Genomic DNA, 15,463 nt, shown 5'->3' on the forward strand with positions numbered 1-15,463 from the left:
TTACTCACCCCCCTCGTCGTGGTCGGTCGATCGTGAACTGCATCAGGCGGCCTTCTTGCCCTTGTCCTCCGCGGCCGGCTTGCCACCGGGCGGGAGGAGACTGCGCAGCTTCTGGGCGACCAGTCGCGGGTTCGAGCCGGACTGGATGGCCAGCACGCCCTCGATGGTCAGCTCCATCTGGTCGACCTCGAGCTGGCTGAGCCGGCCGAGGCGGTTGGCGATCGGCAGCCAGAGCAGGTTCGCCGCGAGCACGCCCCAGAGCGTGGCGCAGAACGCCGCGGCGATCGAGTGACCGAGCGACTCCGGCTTGTCCAGGTTCTCCAGCACGTGCACCAGGCCCATGACGGTGCCGATGATGCCGATCGTCGGGGCGAAACCGCCCATGTTCTCGAACATCTTGGACGCCGCCTTGTCCGCCTTCTTCTTGGCGGTGATCTCGGCGTGCAGGATGTCGTGCAACTCCTCCGGGTCCGTGCCGTCGATCGCCAGCTGCAGGCCGCGCTTCAGGAATGGGTGCGGGACCTCCTTGACCGCGTCCTCCAGGGCCAGCAGGCCCTCACGGCGGGCGCGCTCGGCCAGCTTGACCACGTCCTCGACCAGCTTGTCCGAGGCGACGACCTTGGCCAGGAACGCCTTCTGCAGCGACGCGCCGATCCCGATCGTGTCCTTCAGGATGCCGCCGGACATGGCCGCGCCGAGGCCGCCGCCGAACACCAGCAGCATCGACGGGATCAGCAGGATGGAGGCCGGGTTGCCGCCCTCCAAGATCTGGACGGTGAAGACGATGATCAGCGAGCCGACCACACCGACAAGCGTTGCGATATCCATCAACGGTCCTTTCGGTGCAGTGGAAGGACCTTGGCGGTCTTTTCCATGGCAGCGGTGGTTTCGGGGTCTTCGTCATCGGGCTCGGGCGGCGCCGACTCCAGGCGTTGCGCCTTGGCGATCAGGCTGGCGCGGTACCCCATGATCAGGTCGATGAACTCGGGCACCGACTCGGAGAGGATGTACTTCGTGCCGTCCACCAGGGTGACGACGGTGTCCGGCGTGCAGTCGGCACGCTCGACGAGATCAGGATTCAGTGCGAACACCGAACCGTTGAGGCGGGTAACCAGAATCACGGATGAGCCGTCCTTGGGCTTAGCTTGGCTGGGCGGGAAGGCCGTCCGTGGCCCTACGAAGGTCAATTCGGCGCCACAGCCTGGGAAGTGAGCCATCGGGAGTAGCAGGCCGGTGGCAAGGTGTTGCCGGAGCTGAGCGGAAATCCGCAACCGAAAAGCGACCCGCCCACAAAAAGAGCCGGGGCAGGCCACAGAAGTGGCCTGCCCCGGCGGGTAACGCTGCTCGCGATTACCGCTTGATGTTGACCAGCTCCTCCAGGATCTGGTCGGAGGTGGTGATGATCCGGGAGTTCGCCTGGAAACCGCGCTGGGCGATGACCAGGTTTGTGAACTCGCTGGCGAGGTCGACGTTCGACATCTCCAGCATGCCGCTGGAGAGCGTGCCGAGGCCGCTGTCGGCCGGCGTGCCCACCTGCGCCATACCCGAGTTCACTGTGGTCCGGTACATCGAGTCTCCGACCTTCTCCAGACCGCCGACGTTGTTGAAGTTCGCCAGCGCGACCTGACCCAGGGTCGACTTCATGCCGTTTGTGAAGACACCCACGATCTCACCGGTCTGCGAGATGTTGTACGAGGCCAGCGTGCCCGACGAGTTACCGTCCACCTGGTTCAGCTTCGGGTTCGTCTTGCCGCTGTACTCGGTCATCTTGCTGACGTCGAGCGTGAAGTCACCGAGGGTGACTGTGGGTGAGGTCGGCACACCGTCCGTGAACTCGATCGAGGCGGTGGTCGTGCCGTCCGGCAGCGTGACGCTCCACGCGTCATCGCCGGTCTTCTTGAAACTGAGGGTGACGGCCTCCGTCGCCCCGGTCTCGGTGAACACGCTGATCGGCAGCTCGATCGCGTCGTCGGTGGTAGCCGCCTCCGCGGAGAGGTTGCCGGTCAGCGTGACGGTGGCGGTCTCCTTCGGGGCGATGGTCTGGCCGAGCGGAAGCTTGATCGGCTCGATCGCGCCGTTGGCGTCGACCTCGCCGTCCTTCGCCTGCCAGCCCATCACCTTCTGGCCACCGACCGTGACCATGTTTCCCTGTGTGTCGAACGAGAACGAGCCGCCACGGGTGTACATGGTCTCGTTGCCGTTCTTCACGGCAAACATGCCGTCGCCCTGGATCATGAGGTCTGTGCTCCGCCCGGTCGTCTGCGCGGAGCCCTGCGAGAAGTTGGTGTTGATGCCGGCAAGCTTCACGCCGAGTCCGATCTGAGCGGGGTTTGTCCCGCCAGCCGAGTCCTGCGGTGAGCCGGCTGAGCGAACCATCTGGCTGAGCGTGTCCTGGAATACGGCCGAGCTGGATTTGAAGCCAGCGGTGTTGACGTTGGCAATGTTATTGCCGGTGATGTCCATCATCTGCTGGTGGACACGGAGGCCGCCAATTCCCGAGAACAGCGAACGCAGCATAGAGGTGGTTTCCTTTGTTCGGTGGAGTGTTGCTAGACCGGTTGTTCACGCGAAGCGACTTACACGGGCTTCGCGTTTTGACGAACATCCTTGACGTCTGACAGCGCTACATCCGTGTCCCCGATCTTGAGCGTCGGGGTGCTGCCACCAAATGTCGCCGAGCTGACGACACCAGTAATGTCGGCACCGCCGGCCGGATCTTTAGCGGTCACCGTCTTCCCGATCAGATTGCTCGCGCCGAGCATCAGCTGGCTCTGCAGCATCGACGCCTGACCGCTCGCGAGCGTGTCCAGTTTCGCCATGCTGTCCGCGATCACGCCCAACTTCTCCACCTGGGTGAATTGGGCGGTCTGCGTGAGGAACTGGGTCGCGTCGGCCGGATTGCTCGGATCCTGGTACTTCATCTGCGCCACGAGCAGTTTCAGGAACGTGTCCTGGTCCAGCTTGTTGCTCGACTTCGCGGCCTCCTGGTTCGACTTGCCCAGCACGTCACTGATGTTTGTGGCGCCGGCGCCGCCGATCGGCGTGGTCATCGTTTCCCCCTTGGTCGGCCCGGATCAGGCCGTGGTGTCCACGCGACGGCTACCGCCGCGGTCGGTGAAGAAGCCGCGCGAGGCACCCACCGGCGCGGCCGGCTGGTCCACGGCCGGCGCGCCGTCGCCGCCACGGCCGTAGCCGCCCCGGTTCTGGTTGCGCAGCGCGAACTGCCGCTGGTACGCGTCCGCGTTCTGCTGGGGCGTGCCCGAGCTCAGGTCGAGGTTGGTGTTGCCGAAGCCGGCGTCCTGCAGCTCCTTGCGCAGGTCGTTCAGGGAGTTGCGCAGCGCCTCGCGGCCGGCCTCGGTGCCGCCGGACAGCTGCACGTTGATGTCGCCGTTGCGGATCTCCGCCACCACGCTCACCGGGCCGAGGTCGACCGGGTGCAGGTGCACGGTGAGCCGGTGGATGCCGTCCGCCTCCAGCTTCAGCGGCGCGATGTGCATCGCGACCTGCTGGGCCGGCGCGGTGCCGGGCGTACCCGCGTAGGAGGGGATCGGGGCGGCGGCGGTGACCGGCGTGGCCGGCGCCGGAGCGGCCGGCTGTGCGACCGCGCCCGCGGCCAGCGCCGGGTCGGCAGGCATCGCCGTTCCGGCCGTGGCAGCACGGGCCGGGTCGATTCCCGCGGCCGGCACGGTCTGCGGCCCGGCGGCGGTCACGCCGGGCGTGGTCTCACCAGCCGCCGTGGGTACGGCCGGAGCCGGGTTGCCGGAGGGGTTCCCGGGCTGGTCGCCGCCCTGGTCGCCGGCGCCGGCCCTCGGGTCCTGGCCGGTGGCCGCTGCTGCGCCGGTGGGCACCGCGCCCGCCGGGTCGGTGGTGGCGGCCGGGTCGGTGGCGGCCGGATCGCCGGTGGCGGCCGGGCCGGTGACGAGCGCCGGGTCCGCGGTGACCGGCGGTTCTGCCGGTGCGACGGCGGCCTGTGGGGCCACCGGGGCCGGAGCGGCGGTCGTGGGCAGGCCGGCGTTTGCGGACGTGGCGGCGAGGTCCGTGGGCAGCACGACTGTCTCGCCGTCGAGCACCGGGGTGAACCCTTCCGGAAGCGGCGCGCCCGTCGGCGTACCCACGGCGGGGTTGGTGGTGGTCTGAGCGGTGCCGGTGGCAGCCGTCGGCGCGACCGGGCCGGTGGCCTGCGCGAGACCGGCGATGGCCGGGGCGCCGGTGACCGGCGGGGTGGCGGCGGCCGGGTTCACAGCTGTGGCGGCTGCGCCGGACGGGGCGGGCGAGGCCGGGATCACTGAGGCGAGCAGCGCGGTCGCGGCGTCCACCGGTACCGCGGTGACCGGCGCCGCGGTCTCGGCGGTCTTGTCGGTCTCGGCGGCCGGAGCGGTGGTGGTGGCGTCCTCGGTCTCGGTCGCGTCCACCTCCTCGGCGCCCTCGGTCTCGCCGGCGCGGACGTCGCGAGTGCCCCGGGCCGCCCGCGCGTCCCGCGTCTCACGGGGATCGCGTGCCTCACCGGTCTCCCGCGCGCTCCGGGACTCCCGGCTGTCACGGACGTCCCGGGTGTCACGCGCCTCGCGGGTGTCACGCGCCTCGCGGGTGTCCCGGGGCTCGCGGGGCTCGCGGGTGTCACGCGCCTCACGGGTGTCCCGGGTCTCGCGCACGTCGCGGCTGTCGCGTGCGGGCCGGACGTCGCGCGCGTCGCGGGCGATCCGGTTGTCCCGGGGCGGCCGGGGCGTGTTGTCGTCCCGGGCCGGACGCTCCTCCGGGCGTGCGGTGTCCGGGCGCTTCGCGTCCACCTCGCCGGCCAGCATCGAGGAGAACGCGTCGGCGTCGCCACCGGGCCGCTTGGCGTTGCCGGCGGCGGTGGTCTTCGACGAGGCGTTCGACGCGGTGATGGACATCGGGTTGGTCATCAGCGGTGACTTCTCCTCAAAAAAGATGATTTTTTGGTCTAAGGGTTATCCGCCGAGAGCGGCCAGCGCGGCCTTCACCTTCGGCACGTACGCCTGGGTCTCCGCGAACGGCGGGATCCCGTCGTACTTCTTCACGGCCCCACCACCGGCGTTGTACGCGGCCAGCGCCAGGTCAAGCGACTTGAACTCCCTGAGGTTCGACTTCAGCAGCCGGGCCGCGCCGTCGATGGCCTGCTTCGGGTCGAGCGGGTCGTGCACGCCCAGGCCCCGGGCGGTGGACGGCATCAGCTGCATGAGGCCCTGCGCGCCGGCCGGGCTGACCGCCCTGGGGTTGTAGCCCGACTCGACCTTCGCGACCGCGGCCAGCAGCTTCGCCGGCACACCGTGCTTCGCGGCCGCCTGGGTGAACAGGTCCGCGTACGGCACGCCGCTGAGCCCGCCTCCGCCCGTGCCGAGCGCCGCCGGCCGCAGCCCGGCCGCCGCGCTTGTGGGCGGTGGCATGGTCATGGCGTCGTCGACGACCCGGCGGATGGTGCTCGGCTTGGCGTACACCGACTGGATCTTGACCTGCTCGCCCGGCTGGGGTGCGGCGATCATCTTGTTGTCGCCGATGTAGATGCCGACATGGTCGACCGGCCTGTTGAACGCGAGGATGTCACCCGGCTTGGCCTTGTCGAGGCCGGCCACCGGCGTACCTTCGCGAGCCTGATCGGCCGCGATGCGCGGAAGCTTAACGCCCATGTCGGAGTAAGCGCGTTGCACGAGCGCGGAGCAGTCCAGGCCCTTGTCCGGATTCGTGCTGCCGAACACGTACGGGACACCCAGGTACTTCTTCGCGGCCTCGACGATCCCGGCGCCGGACGCGTTGCCCGTGGTGGCCGAGCCGGTGCTCGTGGTGGCGCCGGTGCTCGTGGCCGCGGTGAGCGCGGAGGCGAAGCTGCCTGTGGCAGCCGTGGTGCTGTCGTTCTTGGTGACGGTGACCGGGTTCGTTGCGGTCGGATTAAGGCCTAGCTGGGTCTGCAACTGCGCGATGCGCTGCTGGACGTTAGCGATGCCTTGAATCACGCACTGGCTCCCCGGGCCGAAGCCCGCTGGCCGTTCGTCACGGCCAGTTCGTCGATCGTCTTCTGATCACTTGCCATCTCGTGGGCCTTGCGAGCCTCGGCGTGCCGCTCGGCCAGCCGCTCCACCGCACGCCGCTTCTTCGCAGCGTCCGCGAGCAGCAGTTGCTGCAACGCCGTGTGATCGCCGGCCTCGACGACCTTCGCCTCCGCGGCGGCCAGGTTGGCGGCGAGCGCCTGCCGGGCCACCAGGGCGGCGACGATCGCCCGGGCGGTGCCTTCGGTCGGCGCACCCGCGCCGACCAGGTCGAGCGACGCTCGCTTCGCGAGGTCCTGGGCATCGCGCTCGGCGGACCGGGCGCGGACGAGGCCGCCCTTCGCCGCGTCCTCCTGGGCTTGACGAGCGCGGAGCACCGGTGCAAGGCGGAAATGGCGGCGGTTCATCATGACCTTCCTTCAATCGGCAGGTTGTCGGCGTTCAGTAGGGAATTGAGCAGAGCCCAGGACTGCTCCGGCGGGCTCGGGTCGTCCAGGTTCTGCCGCAGGAAGCCGAGGATCTGTGGCCAGATGGCGTTCGCGACGTCCGCGTCCGGGTTGGTGCCGGGTACGTAGGCGCCGATCTCGACCAGCTCGCGTACGTCGCGGTGGGCCGCGAGCAGCCGGCGCAGGCCGGTGGCGAGCGCGCGCTGCTCGGGCGTGGTGACCACGTTCGCCACGCGGGAGATCGACTCCAGCGCCTCGATCGCGGGGAAGTGCCCGGCCGTAGCGAGCTTCCGGTCCAGCACGATGTGGCCGTCCAGGATGCCGCGCGCCGCGTCCGCGATCGGCTCGTTGTGGTCGTCGCCCTCGACAAGGACTGTGTAGAGCGCGGTGATGCTGCCGATCGCGCCCGGGCCGGCCCGCTCCAGCAGCGAGGCCATCATGCCGAAGACTGACGGCGGGTAGCCGCGGGTGGCGGGTGGCTCGCCGACCGACAGGCCGACCTCACGCTGGGCCATCGCGGTACGGGTGACGCTGTCCATCATCAGCAGCACGTCGTTGCCCTGGTCACGGAACCACTCGGCCATCCGGGTCGCCACGAACGCGGCCCGCAGCCGGACCAGCGGCGGCTGGTCACCGGTGGCGATCACCACCACGGACCGGGCGAGCCCTTCCGGTCCCAGGTCGCGCTCCAGGAACTCACGTACCTCGCGGCCACGCTCGCCGATCAGGCCGATCACCGCGATCTCGCAGTCGCAGCCGCGGGTGATCATGCTCATCAGCGAGGACTTGCCGACGCCTGACCCGGCGAAGATGCCCATCCGCTGGCCGCGGCCGAGCGGAACCAGGGTGTCAAGCACGCGGACGCCGAGCGGCATCGGCTTCTCCACCGTCTGCCGGGCCAGCGCGGACGGCGGGACCGCGTCGATGCTCACCCGCTCACCGCGCAGCGGCGGGCCGCCGTCCATCGGCCGGCCCAGGCCGTCGAGCACCCGGCCGCGCAGGTCCGGGCCGACCGGTACCTGCAGCGGGGCGCCGGTGTTCACCACCGGGGCGCCGGTGCCGATGCCGGTGATCGGGCCGAGCGGCAGGCAGCTGAGCCGCTCGCCGTCAAGTGCGACCACCTCGGCCAGGATCGGCTCGCGGTCGCCGCCGATCTGCAGCAGGTCGCCGACGCGGGCGCCGAGGCCGCTGACCGTGACGCGGAGGCCGACCGCACCGGTGACCTCGCCGACCGCCATCGGGCGGGCCGCGCGGACCGCGGAGCTGAGCCGGTTGCGCAGAGCGGGGCTGCTCACAGGTCCAGCACCTCCCTCACTCGGGCCATCGCGGCGTCGATCGTGGCGTCGATCGTCGTGGGGCCGCACTCGGCGACCGCGTCGCCCGGTCGCAGGCCCGGGTCCGGCTGCATCCGGATCATCCGGCCCTGATAAGTGAACTCGCCGCCGGTATCGGTGGTCAGCAGGTTTCGGTAGTCATTCGGGTGCAGTCTGACCCGCACGTCTCCGGTCGGGGGCGCCATCGCCAGCGCGCGGTGGATCGCGTCCAGGCCGCCGTTCTGCGCGAGCTCCAGCTCCCGGCCGATCACCGCCTCGGCCAGCTCAAGCGCACCGGCCAGGACGGTCTCCTGGAGGTCGTTGAGCGTGGGCACGATCCGGGCGTCCAGCCGGGCCACCGCCTGGCCGACCGCGGCAAGCACCGAGTCGAGCGCGGCCTGCCGTTTCGCCTCGAACGCACGGTGCGCGGCCTCGGCCTGGTCGCGGGCCGCGTGCGCGGCGACCGCGGCGGCCTGCTGGCCCTGGGCCCAGCCCTCCGCGTAGCCGGCGGTGCGGCCCGCGGTCCGGGCCCGCTCCACCGCCTCGTGCGGTACCGGCACCTCGTGGCGCAGGTCGATGTCGAACCGCGCGGCCGAGACGTGCCCGGCGTCCGCGGCCCGGATGACCGGATCAGGCGATGAGCTCATCCTCCGCGTCACCCCCGCCGCGCTGGATCTCGATCTGGCCGGAGTCCTCGAGCGCCCGGATCACCTGGACGATCTTGGTCTGCGCCTCCTCGACCATCCGCAGCCGGACCGGGCCGAGCAGGTCGATCTCTTCGAGCAGGTTCTCCCGGGCGCGTTCGGAGAGGTTGCGCACGACCTTGTCGCGGACCTCCGCGGCGACGCCCTTGAGCGCGGTGGCCAGGTCGTTCGACTCGACCTGGCGCAGGATGAGCTGGATGGCGCGGTCGTCGAGCGTCTTGATGTCCTCGAACATGAACATCCGGCGCCGGATCTCCTCGGCCAGCTCCGGGTCGCGGCCCTCCAGGCCCTCCAGGATCAGCCGTTCCGAACCGCGGTCCGAGCGGTTGATGATGTCCACCAGGGGTTGCAGGCCGCCGACCGTGGAGAGTTCGGACGGCTGCAGCACGGTGCTGAGCTTGCGTTCGAACGCGATCTCGACCTGCCGGATGACCTCTGGGGAGGTGCGGTCCATCTTGGCGATCCGGTGCGCCACGTCCGACTGCGCGTTCGCGTCCAGGCCGGAGAGGATCTGCGAGGCGAGCGTGGACGGCAGGTGCGCCAGGACCAGCGCGATCGTCTGCGGATGCTCGTGCTGCAGGAAGGAGAGGACCTGCCGGGGGTCGGCGTGGCTGAGGAAGTTGAACGGCATGTCAGTCATTGACGCGTTCAGCCGGTCCAGGATCATCGAGGCGCGTTCCGGCCCGAGCGACGCCTCCAGCAGCTCGCGGGCGTACTCCAGCCCGCCCTGGCCGGCGTGCCGCACCGTGATCTGGGCGTGGAACTCGTCCATCACGGTGTCGGCGGTCTCTGACTCGACGCGGCCCAGCCGGGCGATCTCCGCGGAGAGCTCCTCGACCTCGCTCTCCTTGAGCTGGGCCAGCAGTTTGGCGGAGCGCTCCTTGTCCATCTGGACCAGCATCACGGCGGCCTTGCGCAGGCCGGTCATCGTTCCGCTTGCCACCGGCGGCACCCCCTGTTCTGCGAAATGCGGCAGGCCCGGCCGGGAGTCCCCGGCCGGGCCTGTTCTGTCCTAGCGGCGCTCCGACATCCAGCCGCGCAGCATCTGCGCGACCTCGTCCGGCTGGTCGTCGACCAGGCGCTCGATCTCCTTCTGGCGTGTCGCGCGGTCCTCGGCGTGCTGGTCGTTCGCCCGCTCGATCTCCACCTGGGTGGACATCGAGGCGCGGCGGGCCCGGTCGGCCTCCTCCTCGGCGGTCAGCCGGGCCAGCTCCTCCTCGGTCAGCCGCTGGCGGCGGGCCCGGCGGCCGGCGCGCCACGCGATGAACATCAGGATGAGCAGGATCAGCACCACCGCGCCGGTCTTGGCGAGCGAGAGGTAGGTGGCCTGCTTCTCCGCGTTGGTGGCCTGGGTCAGCGACGCGGTGGCGGCCTCGGCGGCGGAGGTGTCGAACGGCATGGCGGAGACCGCGAGCGAGTCGCCGCGGGTGGTGTCGATGCCTGCCGCGGACGCGACGAGCTTCTCCACCTCGGCCGTGTCCATGCCGCCGGCGACCTTGCTGTTGATCACGACGCCCATTGTCAGTTTGCGGATGGCGCCGCCGGAGGCCTTCCGGACCTCCTCGGTCTTGTTGACCGCGTTGTTCTTGCTGGTGTCGGTGGACTCGTACGCACCGTTGGAGCTGTTCGCGTTGCCGTTCGGCACCTGGATGTTGTCCGGGCCGAGCACACCTGCCGCGGTGTTCGCGCCGTTCGAGTACGTCTCCCGGCTGCTCGTCTCGGAGAGCGCCGGCACCGTCGGGTCGTAGCTGTACTTGGTGGTCTTCGTCTCGGTGTTGTCGAAGTCCAGGTCCGCGGTGGTGGTGACGGTCGAGTTGCCCGGGCCGAGCACCTTGTCCAGCATCGCCTGGATCTTGCCGTTCATCGAGGTCTGGAACGCGGTGGTCTTCTGGTCGGCGTCGCCGCTGCCCGCGCCCACCGAGCTGCCGTCGCCCGCGGAGAGCACCTTGCCGGACGAGTCGGCCACGGTCACGGCGGTCGGCTCCAGGCCGTCGACGCTCGAGGCGACCAGGTGGACGACGGACTGGACCTGCTGGCTGTTCAGCGGCGAGTTGCCCTTCGCGGCGATCAGGACCGACGCGGTCGGCTTCTCGGCGTCGTCCGAGAAGACGTCCTTCTGCGGGATCGCCAGGTGCACGGTCGCGGCCTGTACGCCGTCGATCGAGGTGATGGTCTTGTTCAGCTCGCCCTCGAGCGCCCGCTGGTAGCCGACGTGCTGCATGAACTCCGAGGTGGTGATGCCCTGCTTGTCCAGCAGCGCGTACCCCGAGTCGGAGTTGGCCGGCAGTCCTTCGCCACTCATCTGGATCCGCAGGTCGTAGACCTGATCCTGCGGGACCCGGATCGTCGCGCCGCCGTCGGCCAACTCGTAGGACACTCCATCAGCATCGAGCTTCTCGACGATCCCGCTCGCGTCCTCGCCGGAGAGGTTGTTGAACAACATCGCGTACGAGGGCTGCGCGGCCCAGGTGGCGAAGAAGTAACCGCCGATGGCGAGCGCGAGGACCGCGAAGATCGTGACGGCCTTCTGGCCGGTGGTGAAGGAGGCGAACGAGTCGGTCAGGCGGCGGACGGGCGCCGGAAGCCGGTTTGTCTGCATTAAGCCTGCATCCTCATGATCTCTGTGAAGGCCTCAACAGCCTTGTTCCGAACTGCCACGGTGAGTTGGGTCGCCAGCGCCGCTTCGGTGCTGGCCATCGTGTAGGCGGCGGGATCCGACAGAGTGCCGTTGGCGGCTTGGACAGCCAGCTCATCGGCGCGGCCCTGCACCTTCTGAAGGTTCTCCAGGCCGTCCGAGAGCATGGTGGCGAAGGATTCGTTCGGGCCGGTGACCGCGGGGGTCGAGGTCGGCGCGACGGGAGCGATGGGCAGCGCGGCACCGATGCCGGCGACGCCCGAGACAGGAGAAGTCATTGGCCCTTCCCAAGCTGGATGGCGGCGGAGTAGGAGTCCTTGGCGCGTTCGACGACCGACAGGTTGGCCTGGTAGCCGCGCTGCGCCATGACCAGCTGGCCCATCTGGGAGCCCAGGTCGATGTCGGGCATGCGTACGTAGCCCTCGGAGTCGGCGAGCGGGTTGCTCGGGTCGTGGACCAGCCGGCCCTCGGCACTTCCGAACGCGGCGCCGCCGACCTGCACGCCGTTGCCGTCGCCGGCCTCCTGCGCGATGATGTACCGCTCCTGGAACGCGGCCTCCGACGTGCGCTTGACCGTGTTCATGTTCGCGACGTTGTCCGACACCGCGTCAAGCCACTTGCGGTACACCGTGACGCCGGTGCTGGCGATGCCGATCGCGTTGAATGTGCTCATCCGAGTCCCCCTCAGCCCTTCAGGACTGTGCTGATCAGGCCGTACTTGCTGTCCAGCGCGCGCAGCGTGAGCTGGTACCGCATGGACGTGTCGACGTGCGACAGCGTCTCCTCGTCGAGGTTGACGTTGCTGCCGTTCAGCCGGGTCGGCTCGAGCGAGCGGTCCACAGACGGCGCGACGCGGGCCGGCCGGCCCGACTCGACCGCCTGGGACAGCGCCTCCTCGAACTTGACCTTCTGGGCGTGGTACCCCGGCGTCTCGATGTTGGCGATGTTGTTCGCGACCGCCTTCTGGCGGGCGGACAGCCCGTTCACGGCGATGCGGAGCGCGGATGATGTGACGTCGTCGAACACGGCGTCACCTCCTTCCCTTGCGTGGCCGCCCGATCCGTGGGCGTTTCGCTGAGCGCTCCGTGCTCGTGCCCTTCTCATCGGCCGGGGGAGGGCGCGCTTGAGGCCCCGTCGGTAGCCGTCCGGGTGCGAAGCTGAGAAATTTCGCTGTCGAGTTGTCAAGAAACGAGTCCCACGGACCCAAACCGCAGGTCCGCGGGACAAAAGCACGATCAGGAGCACGCGGGGGTACGGGTGCTGAGGCGCCTCAATCACATGGCGCAGTCCAGGTAGGCCGGGCGGGACGGCGCGGAGTCCCGCGTCTCGACCTTTGACACGGCCGCGACCTGCCGGCGGGTGCCGATCAGCGCCTGGGCGAGCTGCTGCGCGGCCACGGTCTGCCGTTTGAGGATTCCGTCCGCGCGCGGCCGAAGGTCAAGTGGCAGCGGGCCGATGCCCTCCGGCGGTGACCAGGGGTCGGTCACCGGCGTGTCGTCGAACCGGTGGACGTCCGCGAGCAGCGTCTCCACCGCGGTGACGTCGAGCTCCAGGCGGTCCAGCGCCTGGGTCCACGCCGACCGCCAGTCCTCATCCGTACCGTGTGGGGTGTTCATGGCGTTTCAGTGGGCCGCGGGCTGGGCGGCCGCCTCCCGCCACGCGTCGCGCACCGGTTCGATCTGCTCCCGGACCAGCCGGGCCCGTTCGGCGTCGCCTGTCACGTTCGCGCCGATCAGTTCGCTCAGCCAGTAGGCGTACAGCGCGGCGAGGCCGGCCGCGCCGGACCAGACCTCCATGTCGAGCGTCGACCGCAGCTCGATGATGATCTCCTGCGCGTGCATCAGCCGGTCCGCGCCGGTGGTCCGGTCGCCGGCCCGCAGCGCCTCCTCGCCCTGCGCCATGTCGAGCACCAGGCGGTCGTAGAGCATCACCAGCAGACGCCCGGGTGAGGCGGTGGCGATGGAGTCGTTCAGATAGCGGTTGCGCAGGGCTGGGCTGGTCATCTCGGGTCGTCCCCCTACAGGTTGGCGAGCTGGCCGGCCAGCCAGTTGGACTGGTTCTTCATGCTGCTCAGCGACGTCTCCATTGCGGAGAACTGCCGGGTCAGCGAGTCCTTGCGGGTGGCGAGCCGGATGTCCCAGTTGCTGATCTGGTCGTTCATCGTGTCGATAAGCGACTTGCGGCCGTTGACCACGTCGGTGATCTGGGCCTGCGACGCCTCCGAGAGGTCCTTGACCTTGGTGCCGAACGCGGTCGCCGCGGTCTTGATCGCCTCGGGGTCCGCGGTGTAGGTCGACGCGAACTTGGTCTCGTCGAAGGAGAGCGTGCCGTCCCGGGTGAGCGAGATGCCCATCTTGGAGAGGCTGCCGAAGTTGTCCAGCCCGTTGCTTACCGTGCTGAGCATCCTCTGGCTGATCTGCCGCACCGAGAAGTCGCCGCTGAGCGGGGCCGAGGTCTTGTTACCCGGGTTGTAGCTGGTCTGCTTGCCGATCTCGGACAGCGCGCTGTTCACGGTGTCGACGAGCGCCTTCATCTTGGCGGTGATCGCCGAGGTGTCCGCGGAGACGTCGACGGTGACGCCGGTCTCGCCCTCCTTGGTGACCGTGATCGACGTGCCGGTGATCAACCCGCTGAACGTGTTGCTGCTGCTTGTGACGCTGTAGCCGCCGTCCGCGTCCGCGCCGCCGACCTGCAGCTTCGCGTCGGACGCCGCGGTCGGCGTCTTCACGTCGCCGTCGAAGCCGCCGTTGATGGTGAAGCCGTTGCTCAGCCCCGCCTTGGTCGAGCTCATCTGCAGGACGCTCTGGCCGCTGCCGTCGTTGAGTTCGACGACTGTGGCCTTGATGCCGAAGGCCGCGTCGTTGATCGCGCTGGCGATGCCGGCGAGCGAGCGGTCCGCGGAGATGTCGATGTCCGCGGTGGTGCCGTCGCCCTTGGCGATCGAGACGACTGACTGGTTGGTGGCGTCCCCGGTGCTCGCGGCGCGCGTGGTGGTGACCTGTGCCTTGGCCAGCGACACCACGTCGAAGGTGACCGCGCCGGTCTGGGTGGTGTTGCTGTTCGTGGTGACCGCGTTGACGGTGCTGCTCGTGGACGTCGCCTTGGCCGAGCGCCAGGTGGAGAGCTTGCCCAGGTCGCCCGCCGCGGTACTTGCCGCGGCCAGCTTGGAGTTCACGGACTGATACGCCGTGACCGACTTCTCTTCGTTGGTGACCTTGCTCTTCAGCCGGGTCTGACCGGCCGCCTCGACCTGCATGAGCTGCGAGACGATCGTCTGGGTGTCCAGGCCGCTGACAAGGCCGCTGACGCTCGTGGTCACGGTGAGTCCCTCCGACGTGCGGGTAAAGCCTCATGGGACGAGGGTGGCCGGCGCCGTCTGCCAGCCACCCCCGCCTATTCGATTGTGTGGTGCGGTATTCAGTTGATGAAGTTGTAGTGCGACTTAGCGCAGCAGCGACAGAACGCCCTGCGGGGCCTGGTTCGCCTGGGCCAGCATGGAAGTACCGGCCTGCGACAGGATCTGGGCCCGCGTGAACGAGACCATCTCCTGGGCCATGTCGGTGTCACGGATACGCGACTCCGACGCCGACAGGTTCTCGACCGACACGTTCAGGTTGTTGATCGTGTGCTCGAGGCGGTTCTGGTAAGCACCGAGCGTCGCCCGGGTGGTGGACACGTCCTTGATCGCGGTGTCGATCAGGTCGATCGCCGAGTCGGCGCCGCCGGCCGCAACGAGGTCGATGGCGTCGACACCCAGGCTGGTGGAGTCCATGGCCTGGGTGATCGCGACGGTGAACTTGCCACCCGTAGCGGTGACGTCCTTCCAGTCCACCTGGAAGTCGCCCGAGTAAGCACCGTCAAGCAGCTTCTGGGACCCGAACTTGGTGGTGTTCGCGATCCGGTCCAGCTCCTTGCCCAGCTCCTTGAACTCGGTGTCGCTCGCGGTACGAGCGTCCGTGTCGTTGGAACCGGAGGACGACGCCTGCACGGACAGGTCACGCATACGCTGAAGAATGCTGTGCACCTCGGTGAGCGCACCTTCAGCGGTCTGCACGACGCTGATGCCGTCCTGCGCGTTGCGAACGGCGACCTTGAGGCCACCGGTCTGGGCGCGCAGGCCCTCGCTGATGCTCAGACCAGCCGCGTCGTCAGCCGCCCGGTTGATCCGGAAACCACTGGACAGCTTCTCCAGCGACTTCGCCATCTGCCCGTCGGTGACCGACAGGTTCCGGTAGGCGTTCTGCGCGGCAATGTTCTGGTTGATACGAAGACCCATGAGAATTTCCTCCTTGAGATCGGGCCCTTGTCCGGCGCATCCGTGCGCCGTACGCCATGACTATTCGGCGCATCGGCCCTGCTCTTG

The 15,463-nt window shown here is 69.1% G+C and carries 18 protein-coding genes; all 18 read right to left on the reverse strand.

Going from position 1 to position 15,463, the window contains the following annotated elements; translation table 11 throughout:
- Nucleotides 1-42: 42 nt before the first annotated feature.
- A complete protein-coding gene (locus ACIA8K_RS12930) occupies nt 43-828 on the reverse strand; it encodes a motility protein A (protein ID WP_396058147.1) in 786 nt (261 codons plus the stop codon).
- Nucleotides 828-1,121, reverse strand: a complete 294-nt coding sequence (locus ACIA8K_RS12935) for a flagellar FlbD family protein (protein ID WP_396058149.1) — start codon at nt 1,119-1,121, stop codon at nt 828-830. The genes ACIA8K_RS12930 and ACIA8K_RS12935 overlap by 1 nt, the downstream gene beginning before the upstream one ends.
- Before the next feature lie 229 nt (nt 1,122-1,350).
- Nucleotides 1,351-2,517, reverse strand: coding sequence for a flagellar hook protein FlgE (locus ACIA8K_RS12940; RefSeq protein WP_396058151.1), 1,167 nt, complete (start codon nt 2,515-2,517; stop codon nt 1,351-1,353).
- A gap of 59 nt (nt 2,518-2,576) precedes the next feature.
- A complete protein-coding gene (locus ACIA8K_RS12945; protein WP_396058153.1) occupies nt 2,577-3,050 on the reverse strand; it encodes a flagellar hook assembly protein FlgD in 474 nt (157 codons plus the stop codon).
- 24 nt (nt 3,051-3,074) lie between these two features.
- Nucleotides 3,075-4,904 carry a flagellar hook-length control protein FliK gene (locus ACIA8K_RS12950; protein ID WP_396058155.1) on the reverse strand — a complete coding sequence of 610 codons (1,830 nt, stop codon included), beginning with the start codon at nt 4,902-4,904 and terminating at the stop codon, nt 3,075-3,077.
- A 45-nt stretch (nt 4,905-4,949) separates the two neighbouring features.
- Entirely contained in the window at nt 4,950-5,969 is a 1,020-nt protein-coding gene (locus ACIA8K_RS12955) for a transglycosylase SLT domain-containing protein (protein WP_396058158.1), read from the reverse strand.
- Nucleotides 5,966-6,412 carry a cell envelope biogenesis protein TolA gene (locus ACIA8K_RS12960; RefSeq protein WP_396058161.1) on the reverse strand — a complete coding sequence of 149 codons (447 nt, stop codon included), beginning with the start codon at nt 6,410-6,412 and terminating at the stop codon, nt 5,966-5,968. The genes ACIA8K_RS12955 and ACIA8K_RS12960 overlap by 4 nt, the downstream gene beginning before the upstream one ends.
- Entirely contained in the window at nt 6,409-7,743 is a 1,335-nt protein-coding gene (locus tag ACIA8K_RS12965) for a FliI/YscN family ATPase (protein WP_396058163.1), read from the reverse strand. The genes ACIA8K_RS12960 and ACIA8K_RS12965 overlap by 4 nt, the downstream gene beginning before the upstream one ends.
- Complete coding sequence (locus ACIA8K_RS12970; RefSeq protein ID WP_396058165.1) at nt 7,740-8,408, reverse strand: FliH/SctL family protein; 669 nt, start codon at nt 8,406-8,408, stop codon at nt 7,740-7,742. Before ACIA8K_RS12970 ends, ACIA8K_RS12965 begins: the two co-directional genes overlap by 4 nt.
- Nucleotides 8,392-9,408, reverse strand: coding sequence for a flagellar motor switch protein FliG (fliG, locus tag ACIA8K_RS12975; RefSeq protein ID WP_310416788.1), 1,017 nt, complete (start codon nt 9,406-9,408; stop codon nt 8,392-8,394). The genes ACIA8K_RS12970 and fliG overlap by 17 nt, the downstream gene beginning before the upstream one ends.
- A 69-nt stretch (nt 9,409-9,477) precedes the next feature.
- Nucleotides 9,478-11,064 carry a flagellar basal-body MS-ring/collar protein FliF gene (gene fliF / locus ACIA8K_RS12980; RefSeq protein ID WP_396058168.1) on the reverse strand — a complete coding sequence of 529 codons (1,587 nt, stop codon included), beginning with the start codon at nt 11,062-11,064 and terminating at the stop codon, nt 9,478-9,480.
- Nucleotides 11,064-11,378 (reverse strand): flagellar hook-basal body complex protein FliE, encoded by a 315-nt coding sequence (locus ACIA8K_RS12985; protein WP_396058171.1) that lies wholly within the window; start codon nt 11,376-11,378, stop codon nt 11,064-11,066. Before ACIA8K_RS12985 ends, fliF begins: the two co-directional genes overlap by 1 nt.
- Nucleotides 11,375-11,773, reverse strand: a complete 399-nt coding sequence (locus tag ACIA8K_RS12990) for a flagellar basal body rod protein FlgC (RefSeq protein ID WP_396058173.1) — start codon at nt 11,771-11,773, stop codon at nt 11,375-11,377. The genes ACIA8K_RS12985 and ACIA8K_RS12990 overlap by 4 nt, the downstream gene beginning before the upstream one ends.
- Before the next feature lie 11 nt (nt 11,774-11,784).
- Nucleotides 11,785-12,126, reverse strand: a complete 342-nt coding sequence (locus tag ACIA8K_RS12995; protein ID WP_396058176.1) for a flagellar basal body rod protein FlgB — start codon at nt 12,124-12,126, stop codon at nt 11,785-11,787.
- Between the two features lie 248 nt (nt 12,127-12,374).
- A complete protein-coding gene (locus tag ACIA8K_RS13000) occupies nt 12,375-12,716 on the reverse strand; it encodes a hypothetical protein (RefSeq protein WP_396058178.1) in 342 nt (113 codons plus the stop codon).
- Between the two features lie 6 nt (nt 12,717-12,722).
- Nucleotides 12,723-13,103 carry a flagellar export chaperone FliS gene (gene fliS / locus ACIA8K_RS13005; protein WP_396058180.1) on the reverse strand — a complete coding sequence of 127 codons (381 nt, stop codon included), beginning with the start codon at nt 13,101-13,103 and terminating at the stop codon, nt 12,723-12,725.
- A 14-nt stretch (nt 13,104-13,117) separates the two neighbouring features.
- The gene (gene fliD / locus ACIA8K_RS13010) at nt 13,118-14,419 is read right to left on the reverse strand and encodes a flagellar filament capping protein FliD (RefSeq protein ID WP_396058182.1); all 1,302 of its coding nucleotides are present in this window, start codon (nt 14,417-14,419) and stop codon (nt 13,118-13,120) included.
- Between the two features lie 123 nt (nt 14,420-14,542).
- Nucleotides 14,543-15,376, reverse strand: coding sequence for a flagellin (locus ACIA8K_RS13015; protein ID WP_396058184.1), 834 nt, complete (start codon nt 15,374-15,376; stop codon nt 14,543-14,545).
- Between the last annotated feature and the right edge of the window lie 87 nt (nt 15,377-15,463).

Origin of the sequence: Catenuloplanes sp. NPDC051500, assembly GCF_044454585.1 — a bacterium.
Lineage (GTDB): Bacteria > Actinomycetota > Actinomycetes > Mycobacteriales > Micromonosporaceae > Catenuloplanes.